Genomic DNA, 13,894 nt, shown 5'->3' with positions numbered 1-13,894 from the left:
GCTCGCGAAAGGCGGCCGCAGCCGCGGCCATTGCTACAGAAGAACGACATCGAACTGTTCCTGCGAGTAATGCTCTTCCGCCTGGAAGCGGATGCTCTTGGCGATGAATTCTTCCAGCTCGGCGACCGCGGCGGATTCCTCTTCAAGGATGCGGCCCACGACTTTCGGGCTGGCCATCACCAGCAGCTTTTGCGCGTTGAACTGACGTACCGCACGGGTGATCTCGCGGAAAATTTCATAGATGACCGTTTCCGCCGTCTTCAACGTGCCGCGCCCGCTGCACGCGGGGCATGGCTCACAGAGCTGGCGCTCGAGGCTTTCGGTCGTGCGCTTGCGGGTCATCTCGACGAGACCCAGCGCCGACATCGGATACACCGTCGTCTTGGCATGGTCACGGGCGAGGCCCTTCTCGAGCATGCGGATGACCTGGCGCTTGTGCTCGTCATCCACCATGTCGATGAAATCGATGATGACGATGCCGCCGAGGTTACGCAGGCGTAACTGGCGCGCGGCGGCCTGCGCCGCCTCCAGGTTGGTGCGGTAAACCGTTTCCTCGAGGTTGCGGCTGCCGAGATAGCCGCCTGTGTTCACATCGACGGTGGTCATCGCTTCAGTCTGGTCAACGATGAGGTAGCCGCCGGATTTCAGCGGTACCTCCTTGCGCAGCGCGCGCTGGATCTCGTCTTCGACGCCGTACAGGTCAAAAATGGGCCGTTCGCCCGAATAGTGTTCTACACGGTCGGAAAGCACCGGCATGAATTTCTGCACGAACTTGACGGTTTTCTCGTAGGTCTCGCGTGAATCCACGCGCACCTTTTCGATGCCATCGTTCAGCGAATCACGCAGTGCGCGCAACGGCAGCGACAATTCTTCGTACACCCGCTCGCCGAGTTTTGCCTTAGCAATGTTCTCCTGGACGACGCGCCAGACCTTGCTGAGGTAGGTGACGTCGAAGGCCAGGGATTCTTCCGACTGCCCTTCCGCATTGGTGCGGACGATATAGCCGAGGTGGGGCTCGCCGATGAGCGGCGTGATGATGTCCTTCAGGCGCTGCCGTTCAGCTTCATCCTCGATGCGCACCGAAACGCCGAGCGTGCGCGAATGCGGCAGCAACACCAGGTAACGTGACGGGATCGACAGATGGGTGGAAAGCCGCGCGCCCTTGCTCCCGATCGGGTCCTTGACCACCTGGACAACGATTTCCTGGCCTTCGTGGACCAGTTCGCTGATCGGCGGCACCGGGCCGTGGCCGTTCGCCTTGCCACCGTCGGTCGCCTCCGCCGCCGGCAACGGAGGCCGGACGATATCGGAGGCGTGCAGGAACGCGGCGCGCTCAAGCCCGATCTCGACAAAGACCGCCTGCATGCCGGGCATGACCCGCTGTACGCGGCCCTTATAGACATTGCCTACGTAGCCGCGCTTGGTAGCGCGCTCCACGTGCACCTCCTGGAGCATGCCGTTCTCAACGATCCCCACGCGCGTCTCACGCGGCGTGACATTGATCAGGATTTCCTCACTCACCGGCGCCCCTTTTCCTTAAGCCATCGCGCTTTATAGCTGCGCGGCAGCAACATGTCACTGACCTCGCAGCAACTGCGAAGTTTCGTAGAGCGGCAGCCCCATGACGCCAGAATAGCTGCCTGCGAGATATTCGATAAAGGCCGCGGCGCGGCCCTGGATAGCGTACGCACCGGCCTTGCCCATGCACTCCCCGGTACCGACGTAAGCGGCGATGGCCGGCTCGTCGAGCGGTGCGAAACGGACGGTCGAAACCGACGTGACACAGCGCTCGGCGCCTTGCGTCACCAGCCATGCGGTGGACACGACGCGGTGTTCGCGGCCCGCCAGGCGGCGCAGCATGGCCGCCGCATCGGCGGCATCGCGTGGCTTGCCGAACACTTCGTCACCGAGGATGACCTCGGTATCCGCGCCGAGGACGCGAGCCCCCACCTCCCCTGCCACGAGGGTGAAGCCGGCCAGGGCCTTGGCATGGGCGACCCGACTGACGTACGCCTCCGGTGGCTCGCCCTGCCCACGCACTTCTTCCACCTCGACATCAAGTGTTCGGTGGCTTTCGCCTAACTGGTCGAGGAGATCGCGACGGCGCGGGGATTGCGAGGCCAGATAGAGCACGATGCCGTCCTTCAGGCGCGGTGATAGGGGTGGCCGGCCACCAGCGTGGTGGCCCGGTAAAGCTGCTCCGCAAGGACCAGCCTGACCAGCATGTGCGGCAAGGTCAGGGGGCCGAGCGACCAGCGTTGGTCGGCCCGTGCCAGCACATCCGGCGCGTGCCCGTCGGGCCCACCGATGAGAAAGGCAACATCACGACCGCCCATGCGCCATTGCTCAAACTGGACCCCCAGTTCTTCGCTGGACCACGGCTTGCCGCGGCCATCCAGGGCTACGACATGGATGTCGCGCGGTAGGGCGGCCAGGATCGCCGCGCCCTCGTCCACGATCGCCCGCGCGTCATCGCGACCCTTGCCGCGGACACCGGGCTTGATCTCGATCAGTTCGAGCGGAAAGTCGTGCGAGAGCCGCTTGCGGTATTCGGCGAAGCCTTCCGCCACCCAGGCGGGCATGCGTTCGCCGACCGCGATGAGGCGCGCCTTCACGGCGCGCTCAGTCGTTGGCGGCGGCGTCGGGGGCGTCGTCGCCCACCGTCCACAGGCGCTCGAGGCCGTAGAACTCGCGAATACGCGGCAGCATGACGTGGACGATGATGTCGCCCAGGTCGACCAGCACCCATTCGGCCTCGGTCTGGCCTTCGACGCCAAGCGGCATGACGCCCGCTTCCTTCGCGAACTTCACCACCTCGTCGGCGATGGACTTCACATGGCGGGCGGAGGTGCCTGAGGCGACGAACAGGATGTCGGCGATGGAGGTCTTGCCGCGAACATCGATTTCGCGGACGTCCTTGGCCTTGAGGTCTTCCAGGGCCGCGATCACGCGCTTGCGGAGAAGCTCATTGCTGGCGGCGGTTTTGGCCTTACGGGATGCGGACGAACTCAAGATGCGAAAACCTCACACGGCGGGATGCCGACTTTGGTGGGGAGTATACCCCCCACCGGAGCCGCCTGCGTCAATCCGCCCCGGGGGTAGGAGCGCGCTTGCGCGTTTACAGACCGAGGGCGCGGTAGGGGTCGAGCAGCGCCGGGTCGGCGAAGCAGGGGTCTGGCATCAGGTAGCGTGGTTCCCCGCCGCCGGCGAAGCTCTCGCGGATGGCCGTGGCGGCGATGTCCAGCGGGGTGATGTCGATGCCGACCACGCTGCCCACGGGGCCCTGAACCCGCGCGGCGCGGCGCGGTGCGACGAACGCTTCGAGCTCGACTGGCAGCGGATGGGCGCCGCCAGGCCGGGTCAGCACGCCGACATGCGCCAGGTTGAAAAGGTCGCGCCAGAGATGCCATGAGGCAAGGCCAGCGAATGCATCGGCGCCGACCAGTAACACCAACGGGCGCTCCGGGCCGATCTCCGCGCGTAGCGACGCCAGGGTGTCGACGGTGTACGACGGGCCGTCGCGGTCGAGTTCGCGGGTATCCAGGATCAACCGCTCCTGCCCCGACAACGCGGCGCGCAGCAAGGCTACCCGGCCTGCGGCGTCCGCGATGGGCGGCGGACGATGTGGCGGCGTGCGCGCTGGCACCATGCGCACCTCGGCATCCAGCGCCTCGGCCGCTTCCCAGGCCGCACGGAGATGGCCGTTGTGGATCGGGTCGAAGGTGCCACCGAGGATCGCGAGCGGCCGTTGATGGCTCATGCGAAGGCTGCCGCGGCGCGCGGCTCGGCGATGGCGGCGATCAGCCGCTCGGCCTCGAGCCACGGGTTGCCCTGCTCGCGCCCCTTGGCCATGCGGTCGATCCGCGCGGCGCGGGCCAGGCAGGCCATCCAGTGTTCCCGCGGCGCACGGCGCAGCGCCTTGCGGAAAAGTTGCTCACGGGCGGGCCAGAGGCGCTCAACCTTGGCCTGGGCCGCGAAATCACGGGCATTCGCCAGGCGCAGGGCGAGCTGCAACTGGTTCACCAGCCAGCCCATCAGGGCGATCAGTTCATCGCCCTCGGCATGCAGCCCCGCCAGGATGCGCAGGGCGCGTCCACCATCACCGGCGAAAGCGGCATCGGTGAGCTTGAAAGCATCGAAGCGTGCGCTGTCGGCTACCAGGCCTTCGAGGGTCGCGGCATCCAGGCGGCGATCGCCCGCGAGCACGACCAGCTTGTCGATCTCCTGGGCCGCCGCCAGCAGGTTGCCTTCTACCCGTTCGGCGAGCATGGCGACCGCGTCGGGCGTGGCCTGAAGCCCGCGGGAGCTCAGGCGCTGGCCGATCCACTGGCCCCATTCATTCGGGCGCGGCGCGTTGAACACGACCTGGATACCGCCCTGGTCCACGGCCTTTGTCCAGGCGGCTTCGTGCTTGGTGCTCCACTCCGTGGCGGAGATCAGCAGGGTGGTGTCCGGCGGCGGGTCGTTCACGTACGCCGTGATCGCCGCACCGCCCTCTTTGCCTGCCCGGCCACCGGCCAGGCGCAGGTCAAGGAGCCGCTGCGTGGCGAACAGCGACAGACCGGCGGAGGAGCGGGCCAGGTCGTCCCAGTCGAAACGGCTGTCTGCCTCGAGCACCTCGCGCTCGGTGTAACCCAGGCGGCGTGCCATGGCGCGCAGGGCGTCGGCAGCTTCCAGCACCAGCAGCTCTTCACCGACGAGAAGGTACACCGGCGCCATCCGGTCGCCGGCAAGATGTTTGTGCCACAAGGCGGGCTGCATCGGCACCGCGTTCGAACCGGTTACTGCGCGGACGGTGCCGGCGCCGGGTCGGCCACCGGTGGGTGGGTACGCGCCGCCTGCAAGCGGAACAGGATCGACTGGACCATATCGCTGATGAGGCTGCGCTGCAGCTCTTCGGTCTGCGCGGCCGTACCGATCGCATTCGTCGCGTCGTAGCTGAATTCGCGCGACATATCGACCTGCTGGGGCGCCACGAGCAAGGTCCCATCCGGGCCCTTGGCATTGAATTCAACGTGGTAGCGCACCGCATATTCGGTCACGCGCGCGGTACCGCTCACGGTCAGGGAATCGGTGCGGAACGTGGCGGACGTGATCGCCAGGTCGGCGATGCCGGCACCCGGCTTGTCGACCACCGTCGCGTTCGAGTTCTCAAGGGCACGCGATAGCTCGCGCTCAAGGCGTCCACCGCCGGAGACGGTCAGGTGCACCTTTTCCATGCCCGCGGGCAGCGCGGCCGACTGCCGCAGGTGAAAGCCGCAGGCACCCAGGAAGGCGGTGGCGGCAACGACCAGGGCGACACGGAGAACGTTCGGGCTCATGGTTATCCTGCGACGATGTTGACGATCTTGCCGGGCACGACGATCACCTTGCGCACGGTAAGGCCTTCCAGCTGGGCGGCCACCGCAGGCACCGCACGGGCCTGAGCCTCCGCTTCGTCCTTCGAGGCGCTGGCCGGCAACTCGATGGTAGCGCGAAGCTTACCGTTTACCTGCACGGCGTAAGTCAGCGAGTCACGCACCAGCGCGGCCGGGTCCACGGCAGGCCAGCCGGCGTCTTCGACCAGTGCCTCGCCATGACCGAGAGCCTGCCACAAGGCATGCGAGACGTGCGGGGTGAACGGATTGATCAGCTGCACCACGGCCGTGAAGGCTTCCTGGCGCAGGGCTACGCCCTCCTCGCTCGCATCGTCGAACTTGTTCAGCGCGTTCAGCAGTTCCATCAGCGCGGCGATCGCCGTATTGAAGGACTGGCGGCGGCCGATATCGTCGGTGACCTTCTGGATCGTTTCGTGCAGCTGGCGGCGCAGTGTCTTGCGCGCGGCTTCAGCGGCCGGGTTCGCGCCCTGCCCCTTGCCACCCTCGGCATGCTGGGTCACGTCGCGCCACAGGCGGCGCAGGAAGCGGGCCATGCCTTCCACGCCGGCCTCGTTCCACTCCAGGGACTGATCCGGCGGCGCGGCAAACATGGAGAACAGGCGAACGGTATCGGCGCCGTACTTGCCGATCATGGCCTGTGGATCCACGCCGTTGTTCTTCGACTTGGCCATCTTCTCGATGCCGCCGATTTCCACCGGCTTGCCATCGCTGCGCAACGTGGCGCCGATGATGCGGGCGCGCTCGTCGCGCTGCACATCGACATCCGCCGGGTTGAACCAGGTGAACGAGCCGTCGCCTTCCTTACGGAAATAGGTCTCGGCAATGACCATGCCCTGGCACAGGAGATTCGTGGCCGGCTCATCGCTGGATACCAGGCCTTCATCACGCATGAGCTTGTGATAGAAGCGGAAATACAACAGGTGCAGGATCGCGTGCTCGATGCCGCCGATGTACTGGTCGACCGGCGTCCAGTACTTCGCACGCTCGTCCACCTGCGCGTTCGCGCCGGGGCTGGTGTAGCGGGCGTAGTACCAGCTCGATTCCATGAAGGTATCGAAGGTGTCGGTCTCGCGCTCCGCCGGACCGCCGCAGTTCGGGCAGGTGGTCTTGCGCCATTCCGGATCGGCCTTGATCGGCGACTGCACACCGGAGAACTCGACGTCCTCGGGCAGGATGACCGGCAGTTGGTCTTCCGGCACCGGCACGGCTTCACAGGTCGGGCAGTAGATGACCGGGATCGGGCAACCCCAGTAGCGCTGGCGGCTCACACCCCAGTCGCGGATACGCCAGTTCACCCGGCGTTCGCCACGACCGGTGGCTTCGAGCTTCGCCGCGATCGCGTTGAACGCCGCGTCAAAATCCATACCGTCGAACTCGCCGGAATTCACGAGGAAGCCGTCGTCCGTAAACGCGCCGGATTCCTGGATGCCGGTTTCAAACGACTTCACCGTCTCGACCGCGGCGGAGGTGGCATACGCATCGGTGCGGCCGCCCTCCAGCGCGTGCTGGGTCGCATCGGTGTTTTCACCGCGGGCGAGATCGCGATTGATCTCCGCCAGCGCGTCGATCACGCCCCGGTCGACGACGACCATCTTGATCGGCAGCGAATACTTCTGGGCGAACTCCCAGTCGCGCTGGTCGTGGCCTGGCACGGCCATGACCGCGCCGGTGCCGTAGCCCATGAGCACGAAGTTGGCGACCCACACCGGTACTTTCTCGCCGGTGATCGGATGCACGGCATCGACGCCGGTGTAATAACCGCGTTTTTCCTGGGTTTCCAGCTCGGCCTCGGAGACACCGCCGGCCTTGCAGGTTTCGATGAAGTCAGCGAGCCCCGGGTTGTTCGCGGCAGCCTGCGTCGCGAGCGGGTGCTCGGCGGCCACGGCCACGTACGAGACACCCAGCAGGGTGTCGGGGCGCGTGGTGAACACCTTCAGCGGTTCGGCCTGGCCGTCGACGTCGAAGGTGATCTCCAGGCCTTCGGAGCGGCCCAGCCAGTTGCGCTGCATGGTCTTCACGGCATCCGGCCACCCCGGCAGGGTGTCCAGGCCGTCGAGCAGCTCCTGGGCGTAGGCGGTGATCTTTAGGAACCACTGCGGGATCTCGCGCTTTTCGACCACGGCGCCGGAGCGCCAGCCGCGGCCGTCGATGACCTGCTCGTTGGCGAGCACGGTCTGGTCGACCGGATCCCAGTTGACGACACTGTTCTTGCGATAGACCAGGCCCTTTTTCATGAGCCGGGTGAACATCTGCTGTTCCCACTGGTAGTACTCGGGGCGGCAGGTGGTGACTTCGCGTGTCCAGTCGTAGGCGAAGCCCATGCGCTTGAGCTGCTCGCGCATGTGTTCAATGTTTTTGTAGGTCCACTTGGCGGGCGCGGTCTTGTTCTTGATCGCTGCGTTTTCGGCAGGCAGGCCGAAGGCGTCCCAGCCCATGGGCTGGAGGACGTTCTTGCCTTGCTGGCGCTGGAACCGGCTGATGACGTCGCCGATGGTGTAGTTGCGGACGTGGCCCATGTGGAGGGCACCGGAGGGGTACGGCAGCATCGAGAGGCAGTAGTACTTGGGCTTGCCGGTGTCTTCGCTGACTTCGAAGGCACGGGTGTCGCTCCAGTAGCGCTGGGCGGCGGTTTCTACGGCGTCGGGGGCGTAACCGCCCTGCTCGCGCGTGGCCTGTTCGGTGCTGTCCTGCATGGTGTCTGGTACCAGATGGGTGTTCGGTGGCCGCGCGTGGAAACGTGGCGGTCAATCGCGGGAGACTATCCCACGGGGGTATGGGGGGCAACCTTTGAAGGGTCGTTCGCTGGCGCGAACGCGTGTGTTCAGCGGCTTGCGCCGCCTCGCGCCCGGGTGTCTTCGGAGGGCGGGTGCGGCAAGGCCCTGGGGCCGATAGGCGCAGCCCTTCGGGGCGCGCCGTAGTCAGCCGCCGCTGCGTAGGTGGACCGAGGCGGCGCTCTGCTCATATCGGCCCCAGGGCCTTGCCGCACCCGCCAGCCAACGTAGCGGTTTTACTAGTGAAAAGCTCAGCACTCGTTGCCTATGAGCTTCCGTCGCGTCTCCGTGTCAGCCCCAGACCTTCCACCAAGGGCGCTTCGCAATCTGCGCGGGCGACGGTAAACGGTTATCACCAAAATAGGCTTCGTCACCCTGCGGATCGTAGAGTACGAGCGGGAATTGCTTGAGCAGTTCACCGATGAACTCGCTCACTTCGACACACCGGCTGAAGACCATGGACAGGATCAGGTGCGTTGGTCCCTGGTCGAAATCGCACGACCAGGGACTCGAATCGACTTCGTCGTCGGTGAGCGTCTGCAGCTGCGGGTATCGTGCTTCCAATGCCTGAACGAAGCCCGCGAGAACGGAACTTACTTCCGCGAGATCGGCCTTAGTTCCTTCGCAATAGGCCTGATATGCCTCGCTAACATCGCCTTCGGTAACGCCGGGATAGTGGGCGAACAAGGCTAAATCGAAGCTCATCGAATCTCCCCATCGATGTAATTTGGCGGAGCGCCATCTGCTCGCAATGAGAGTAGCAACGATATAGAGCGACGCAACCGCGAACACTGCCGGGACGTAAGCGTTCCTACCCATCGTCGAATCGCGTATTGCCGGGGGCGGCAAGGCCCTTGGGCCGATATGAGCAGAGCGCCGCTCAGTCCAGCTACGCAGCGGAAGCGGCCTACGGCGCGCCCCAAAGGGCTGCGCCTATCGGCCCAAGGGCCTTGCCGCCCCCGGCTCCCGCAGACGCCCGAGCGCCAGCGCGGCGGTAGCCGCACAAAACATGCATTCGCGCCAGCGAATGAACCGATTCAATGGCAGGCAGCGGCCTGGCCGTTCGCCACAGAGCGACTCGCAGCCGCGATCTGGTCGGCGAGCTGGGCCAGGGCGCGCTGGTGGGCGTCGACCAGGGTGTCGTAGCTGCTGCCGGCCGGCTCGACCACGCGCGACGCGCAGTTCGCCGACTGTGATTCCGTACGCACCGACCACGCTGCCTCCAGCGTCGCATTGCCACCCAGTTCCGAATCAAAACGGCGCACATCCACCTGCACGCGCACCACGTTCGCATCCTTCGCCCGCGGCAACCCATGGATATCGTGCGTACCCAGGCGGCTCGACAGATCCGCCGCCAGCGCCGAGCGAATCTCATCACCCAACGGTGACGCCCAACGCTCGCCATCCAGCACGCTCACCGACGAACTCCCCGAGCGCAGCACCATCGCCGGCTGGTCCACCTGCGGCGGAACACCCACCGCCATCACATCGATCGCAAACGGCGACACCGTCGCCGCCGGTGCGGTCGCTGGCGGCACCAGCGTATGGAAATGCACCGGCGCCGACGAACACGCGGCAAGCGAAGCCACGACCAGTGCCGAAGCGGCGTAGCGGGAGAACTTCATCATGGCTGACCTTCCTTGCCCTGCTTCGGGGACGACGGCGCGCTGGCCGGTGGCGGTGCATCCGCACCACGGCCACGCAGCAAGGCCTCCGGATGACGGCCCAGGTAATCGGTAAACGCACGTACGGAACGCACCGTACGCTGCAATTCTTCCAGCGTGTTGGCGATGTTCTGCTGCAGCGGTGAGCTCTCGCTCAGGGCATCGTTGGCGGTACCCACCGTGCGATTCACGCCCTGCAAGGTCTTCTTCGCTTCCGGCAGCAGATCGGTATTCACCGTATGCAACGTGCCTTGCAGCTCCTTCAGGCTGCCATCGATGTTCTTGCCGATCGAGTCGAACGGGATCTTCGAGACCTTGTCGACAATGCCCGACAACTGCTCCTGCAGGTGATCGAAATCACCCGGCACCGTCGGCACCTCAAGCGGCTTGCCGTTCGGATTGAAGTCGACCTTCGCTGCCTTCGGATCCACGTCCATGGCGATGTAGAGCTGGCCAGTCAGGAGGTTGCCGGTGCGCGCCTGGGCGCGCAGGCCGTGGTCGACCAGGCCCTTCATGATGCGAGGGAACAGCGTTTCCGGATCGCCGCCCAAGACCTGGGCGAGCTTTTCGTGGGCCTTGCCGAGGCGCTGCGGGTACACCCGCACGCCCACCACGACAGGGAAGCTCTGCTTCACCGGGTCGTAGTCCAGGTTCACCGAAACGACCTTACCCACCTTCACGCCCAACAATTCCACCGGGGCGTCGACATTCAGGCCACGCAGGGAATGCTCGAAACGCATCCGCATGTAGCGCGGGTTGCCATCCGGTGGCGCCAGCGCCGTGGCCTGGTCACCGAACAGGGTGTACTCGTTCATTTCCGGCGCAGGGGCCTCATCATGCGGGCCCAGCGGATCGGAGAAGGCAACACCACCCGCGATCACGGTGGCCAGCGACTGGGTATTCATCTTGAGCCCATCGGCGCCCAGCGAAACATCCACGCCGCTGGCATTCCAGAAGCGCGAGTCCTTCGTGACGAAGCGATCATTCGGGCCGTCGACAAACAGTTGCAGGGACACGCCCTTGCCGTTCTTGTCGAGCTCATACGATACGATCCGCCCGACCTGGATACGGCGGAAGTACACCGGCGAGCCGATATCCAGCGAGCCAAGGTCCGCCGTGTGCAGCAGGAAGCGACGCCCGGGCGCGCCATGCGTCACCGCCGGCGGCGTTTCCAGTCCGGTGAAATCGCTCTGGTCCTCTTCCGAAGTACCGGTATCCGCACCGATGAATGCGCCCGACAACAGGGTATCGAAGCCAGACACGCCGCCGGCGCCGATGCGCGGGCGGACCACCCAGTAGCGGGTGCCCTTGGTGGCAAACTCCGAGGCGTTCTTCTCGAGGTCGATCACCACCCGCACATGAGTGCGGTCCTTGGAAAGGCGCATGCTGGTGACCTTGCCGATCACCACGTTCTTGAACTTGACCTGGGTCTTGCCGGTCTCGATGCCTTCACCGGTCTGGAAGGTCACTTCAACCTGCGGACCGGCCGAGATGAAATGATTGACCAGCAGCGAGATACCGACCAGCGCGGCGATGATCGGCACCAGCCAGATCAGCGAGAAACCCATCTTCGAGCGGCGCACCTCAGGCTGGGGCAGCTCGTCGCCCTCGGGCCGGCTTCCTTCTTGGATATCGCTCATCGTGCCTTCCTTTTGTCCCAGATCAGGCGGGGATCGAAACTCATCGCCGCCAGCATCGTCAGCACCACGACGATGCCGAAATAAATCACGCCCGGTAGCGGTTCCACGCGCGAAAGCACCTTGAAGTGCACCAGCGCGGAGAGGATCGCTACCACGAACACATCCAGCATGGACCAGTAACCGACCAGTTCCACGAAGCGGTATAGCTTGGCGCGCTGCCGCGGACCGTAGTCACTGGCGCGCTGAACGGAAAGCAGCAGGTAGCTCATGATGATGAATTTCAGCACGGGCACCACGATGGATGCCGTGAAGACGATGATGGCCAGATCCGGCGAACCATTTCGCCACAGCTCGAATACACCGCTCAAAATCGTGTTGTCATCCTTCGTAAACAGGCTTTGCGTCCGCATGATCGGGAACAGGTTAGCCGGGATGTAGAAGATGGCTGCTGCGATGAGGAACGCCCAGGCCCGCGCCATGCTGCCGGTCTTGCGTGGATGCAGCGGGTTGTGGCATCGCGGGCAGCGGGCGTGCGGATCCTCGGTATACCCGGTAACCAGCCGGCATACGTGGCAGCCCATCATTCCCAGATCCTGGGCGCGCGGTAGCTCACTCACCGGCGAACCTCCTTCGTGACATCCCAGAGGTTGCGCGGGTCGTGGCTGGCGAACACCGTGATCAACACGGTAAGAAAACCAAAGGCCCAGACACCCGGCCCGGGGATCACATCGAAATACGTGTGCGCTTTCACCACGGCCACCAGCACGCCGAGCATGAATACCTCGATCATGCTCCACGGCTTGATCTTGACCAGGGTGGACATGGCCATGCCGAAACCCGGCGCGCGCACGCCGTGGCGCGCGTGCATGAGCACCCAGCCGAACAGCAGGATCTGCACCAGCGGGAAGAAGAACAAGGTAAGCGCCGTCAACGCGGCCACGATCTGCGCACCATCGTTCCACATGGCGATGACGGCACCCCATAGGGTGGTATCCGCCATCATCCCCGAAAAGCCAAGGGTCACGATGGGCGAGACATTGGCGATGACGAACACGATCAGGGACGCCACGATCAGGGCGAACTGGGCATCGATGCCGAGCCACTGGTGGCGCTCCAGCACCGCCCCGCAATTGACGCAGTCGGCCACCTCGCCACGCGCAAGGTGGCGACGCCGGTATACGGTGTCACAGTGCTCGCAAATGATGAGGTCAGGGGCTTTTCGCATGCACGCCGGCGGTGGAAGGCCGGTATGGCCCATCCCGATATAATCGCAAATCCGGGTAAACGGCGCATGACGAAACGTTACGCTACCCCCGGATGGCCTCCCAGGGTTGATATGCTGGCTAACTTCCCCGATTTAGGGGGCATCTACCGACTATCCCCAGGAGCCTTCCCGTGAGCAGCGCCCAGACCCGTAGTGCCCATGTCTTCGATGCGACCACGGCGGGGTTCGAACAGGATGTCATCCAGGCATCACTCCAGACCCCTATCCTGGTCGATCTCTGGGCTGAATGGTGTGGCCCCTGCAAGACCCTCGGTCCCATGCTGGAAAAGCTGGCGGCCGAATATAACGGCGCCTTCCGCCTGGCCAAGATCGACGTGGAGGCCGAACAGGAGCTCGCCGCCATGTTTGGCGTGCGCAGCATCCCGACCGTCGTCCTGATCAAGGATGGCCAGATGGCCGATGTTTTCGCCGGCGCCCTGCCGGAAGGCCAGCTGCGCGAATTCCTTACCCGTAACGACCTCCAGCCGGCCGATGGCCAGGCTGAAGAGGCTGCCGAGGCAGTCGAGGCCGAGCCCGAAACCGCCGGCGAAGCGATCAACCGCCTTCAGCAGGCGATCGCGGCCGCACCGGCTCGCGCCGAGCTGAAGCTCGACCTCGCCCTGGCGCTGCTCCGGGCGGGCCAGGTCGACCCGGCGCAGGCCGAGCTCGATGCCCTGCCCGCCAACCTCGCCACTGACGCCCGTGCGGTGCGCCTGCGCAACCAGCTCGACCTCGCCCGCGCCCTGGCGGGCGCCCCGTCCCTCGCCGAGCTCCGTCAGCGTGTCGAGGCCAATGGCGATGACTGGGAAGCCCGTGACCTGCTCGGTGTGCGCCTGCTCATCGAAGGCGATGCCCCGGCCGGCCTCGATCAGTTCCTCGATGTACTAAAGCGCCAGCGCGACTGGAACGAAGGCCAGGCGAAGAAGCGCCTGCTTGCCGCGTTCGCCACGCTGGATGACGCGGAGGTCGTGGGCGCCTACCGGCGCAAGATGGCGTCGCTGGTGTTCTAAGCAAAAGGCTTCTGTAGGAGCGCGCTTGCGCGCGATGGGGCCTTGCCGCACGAGCCGATCGCGCGCAAGCGCGCTCCTACAGGCCGTCACACAGGTTCGTAGTTTTACCCGGTGGCACTGGGCATAGTTTCGGTTACGCCGAGCCGCCACGCTTTGCATGCTGGAAC

Annotated in this window: 14 protein-coding genes; 1 reads left to right on the top strand and 13 read right to left on the bottom strand. The window is 65.1% G+C overall.

The features are described from left to right. Positions 1 to 33: 33 nt before the first annotated feature. The 13 genes from rng to VGN46_RS03470 form a co-directional block, all read right to left on the bottom strand. A complete protein-coding gene (gene rng / locus VGN46_RS03530) occupies positions 34 to 1,521 on the bottom strand; it encodes a ribonuclease G (protein ID WP_331640689.1) in 1,488 nt (495 codons plus the stop codon). A gap of 54 nt (positions 1,522 to 1,575) precedes the next feature. Further along, positions 1,576 to 2,133, bottom strand: a complete 558-nt coding sequence (locus tag VGN46_RS03525; RefSeq protein ID WP_331640687.1) for a Maf family protein — start codon at positions 2,131 to 2,133, stop codon at positions 1,576 to 1,578. An 11-nt stretch (positions 2,134 to 2,144) separates the two neighbouring features. Then, positions 2,145 to 2,615, bottom strand: a complete 471-nt coding sequence (rlmH, locus tag VGN46_RS03520) for a 23S rRNA (pseudouridine(1915)-N(3))-methyltransferase RlmH (RefSeq protein ID WP_331640685.1) — start codon at positions 2,613 to 2,615, stop codon at positions 2,145 to 2,147. 7 nt (positions 2,616 to 2,622) lie between these two features. After that, on the bottom strand, positions 2,623 to 3,012 hold the full coding sequence (gene rsfS, locus VGN46_RS03515) for a ribosome silencing factor (protein ID WP_331640683.1): 390 nt from the start codon (positions 3,010 to 3,012) through the stop codon (positions 2,623 to 2,625). Between the two features lie 106 nt (positions 3,013 to 3,118). Beyond that, positions 3,119 to 3,760 carry a nicotinate-nucleotide adenylyltransferase gene (nadD, locus tag VGN46_RS03510; protein WP_331640681.1) on the bottom strand — a complete coding sequence of 214 codons (642 nt, stop codon included), beginning with the start codon at positions 3,758 to 3,760 and terminating at the stop codon, positions 3,119 to 3,121. Continuing rightward, positions 3,757 to 4,761: a DNA polymerase III subunit delta gene (gene holA, locus VGN46_RS03505; RefSeq protein ID WP_414675210.1), complete on the bottom strand. Its 1,005-nt coding sequence runs from the start codon at positions 4,759 to 4,761 to the stop codon at positions 3,757 to 3,759. Before holA ends, nadD begins: the two co-directional genes overlap by 4 nt. A gap of 20 nt (positions 4,762 to 4,781) precedes the next feature. Next, positions 4,782 to 5,321 carry an LPS assembly lipoprotein LptE gene (lptE, locus tag VGN46_RS03500; protein WP_331640677.1) on the bottom strand — a complete coding sequence of 180 codons (540 nt, stop codon included), beginning with the start codon at positions 5,319 to 5,321 and terminating at the stop codon, positions 4,782 to 4,784. A gap of 2 nt (positions 5,322 to 5,323) precedes the next feature. Beyond that, positions 5,324 to 8,071 (bottom strand): leucine--tRNA ligase, encoded by a 2,748-nt coding sequence (gene leuS, locus VGN46_RS03495; protein WP_331640675.1) that lies wholly within the window; start codon positions 8,069 to 8,071, stop codon positions 5,324 to 5,326. A gap of 369 nt (positions 8,072 to 8,440) precedes the next feature. Continuing rightward, entirely contained in the window at positions 8,441 to 8,854 is a 414-nt protein-coding gene (locus VGN46_RS03490; RefSeq protein ID WP_331640673.1) for a hypothetical protein, read from the bottom strand. A gap of 332 nt (positions 8,855 to 9,186) precedes the next feature. Beyond that, positions 9,187 to 9,777 carry a PqiC family protein gene (locus VGN46_RS03485; protein ID WP_331640671.1) on the bottom strand — a complete coding sequence of 197 codons (591 nt, stop codon included), beginning with the start codon at positions 9,775 to 9,777 and terminating at the stop codon, positions 9,187 to 9,189. Then, the gene (locus VGN46_RS03480) at positions 9,774 to 11,453 is read right to left on the bottom strand and encodes an intermembrane transport protein PqiB (RefSeq protein ID WP_331640669.1); all 1,680 of its coding nucleotides are present in this window, start codon (positions 11,451 to 11,453) and stop codon (positions 9,774 to 9,776) included. The genes VGN46_RS03485 and VGN46_RS03480 overlap by 4 nt, the downstream gene beginning before the upstream one ends. Next, complete coding sequence (locus VGN46_RS03475) at positions 11,450 to 12,070, bottom strand: paraquat-inducible protein A (protein ID WP_331640667.1); 621 nt, start codon at positions 12,068 to 12,070, stop codon at positions 11,450 to 11,452. Before VGN46_RS03475 ends, VGN46_RS03480 begins: the two co-directional genes overlap by 4 nt. Beyond that, complete coding sequence (locus tag VGN46_RS03470; protein ID WP_331640665.1) at positions 12,067 to 12,678, bottom strand: paraquat-inducible protein A; 612 nt, start codon at positions 12,676 to 12,678, stop codon at positions 12,067 to 12,069. The genes VGN46_RS03475 and VGN46_RS03470 overlap by 4 nt, the downstream gene beginning before the upstream one ends. Positions 12,679 to 12,848: 170 nt before the next feature. On the opposite strand from VGN46_RS03470, the gene trxA reads away from it, so the two are divergent. After that, positions 12,849 to 13,727: a thioredoxin gene (trxA, locus tag VGN46_RS03465; RefSeq protein ID WP_331640663.1), complete on the top strand. Its 879-nt coding sequence runs from the start codon at positions 12,849 to 12,851 to the stop codon at positions 13,725 to 13,727. The last annotated feature ends 167 nt before the right edge of the window (positions 13,728 to 13,894 follow it).

Source organism: Luteibacter sp. (assembly GCF_036500425.1).
GTDB lineage: Bacteria > Pseudomonadota > Gammaproteobacteria > Xanthomonadales > Rhodanobacteraceae > Luteibacter.
The sequence above is the reverse complement of the archived record's forward strand: the minus strand, read 5'-3'. Positions and strand labels throughout refer to the sequence as shown.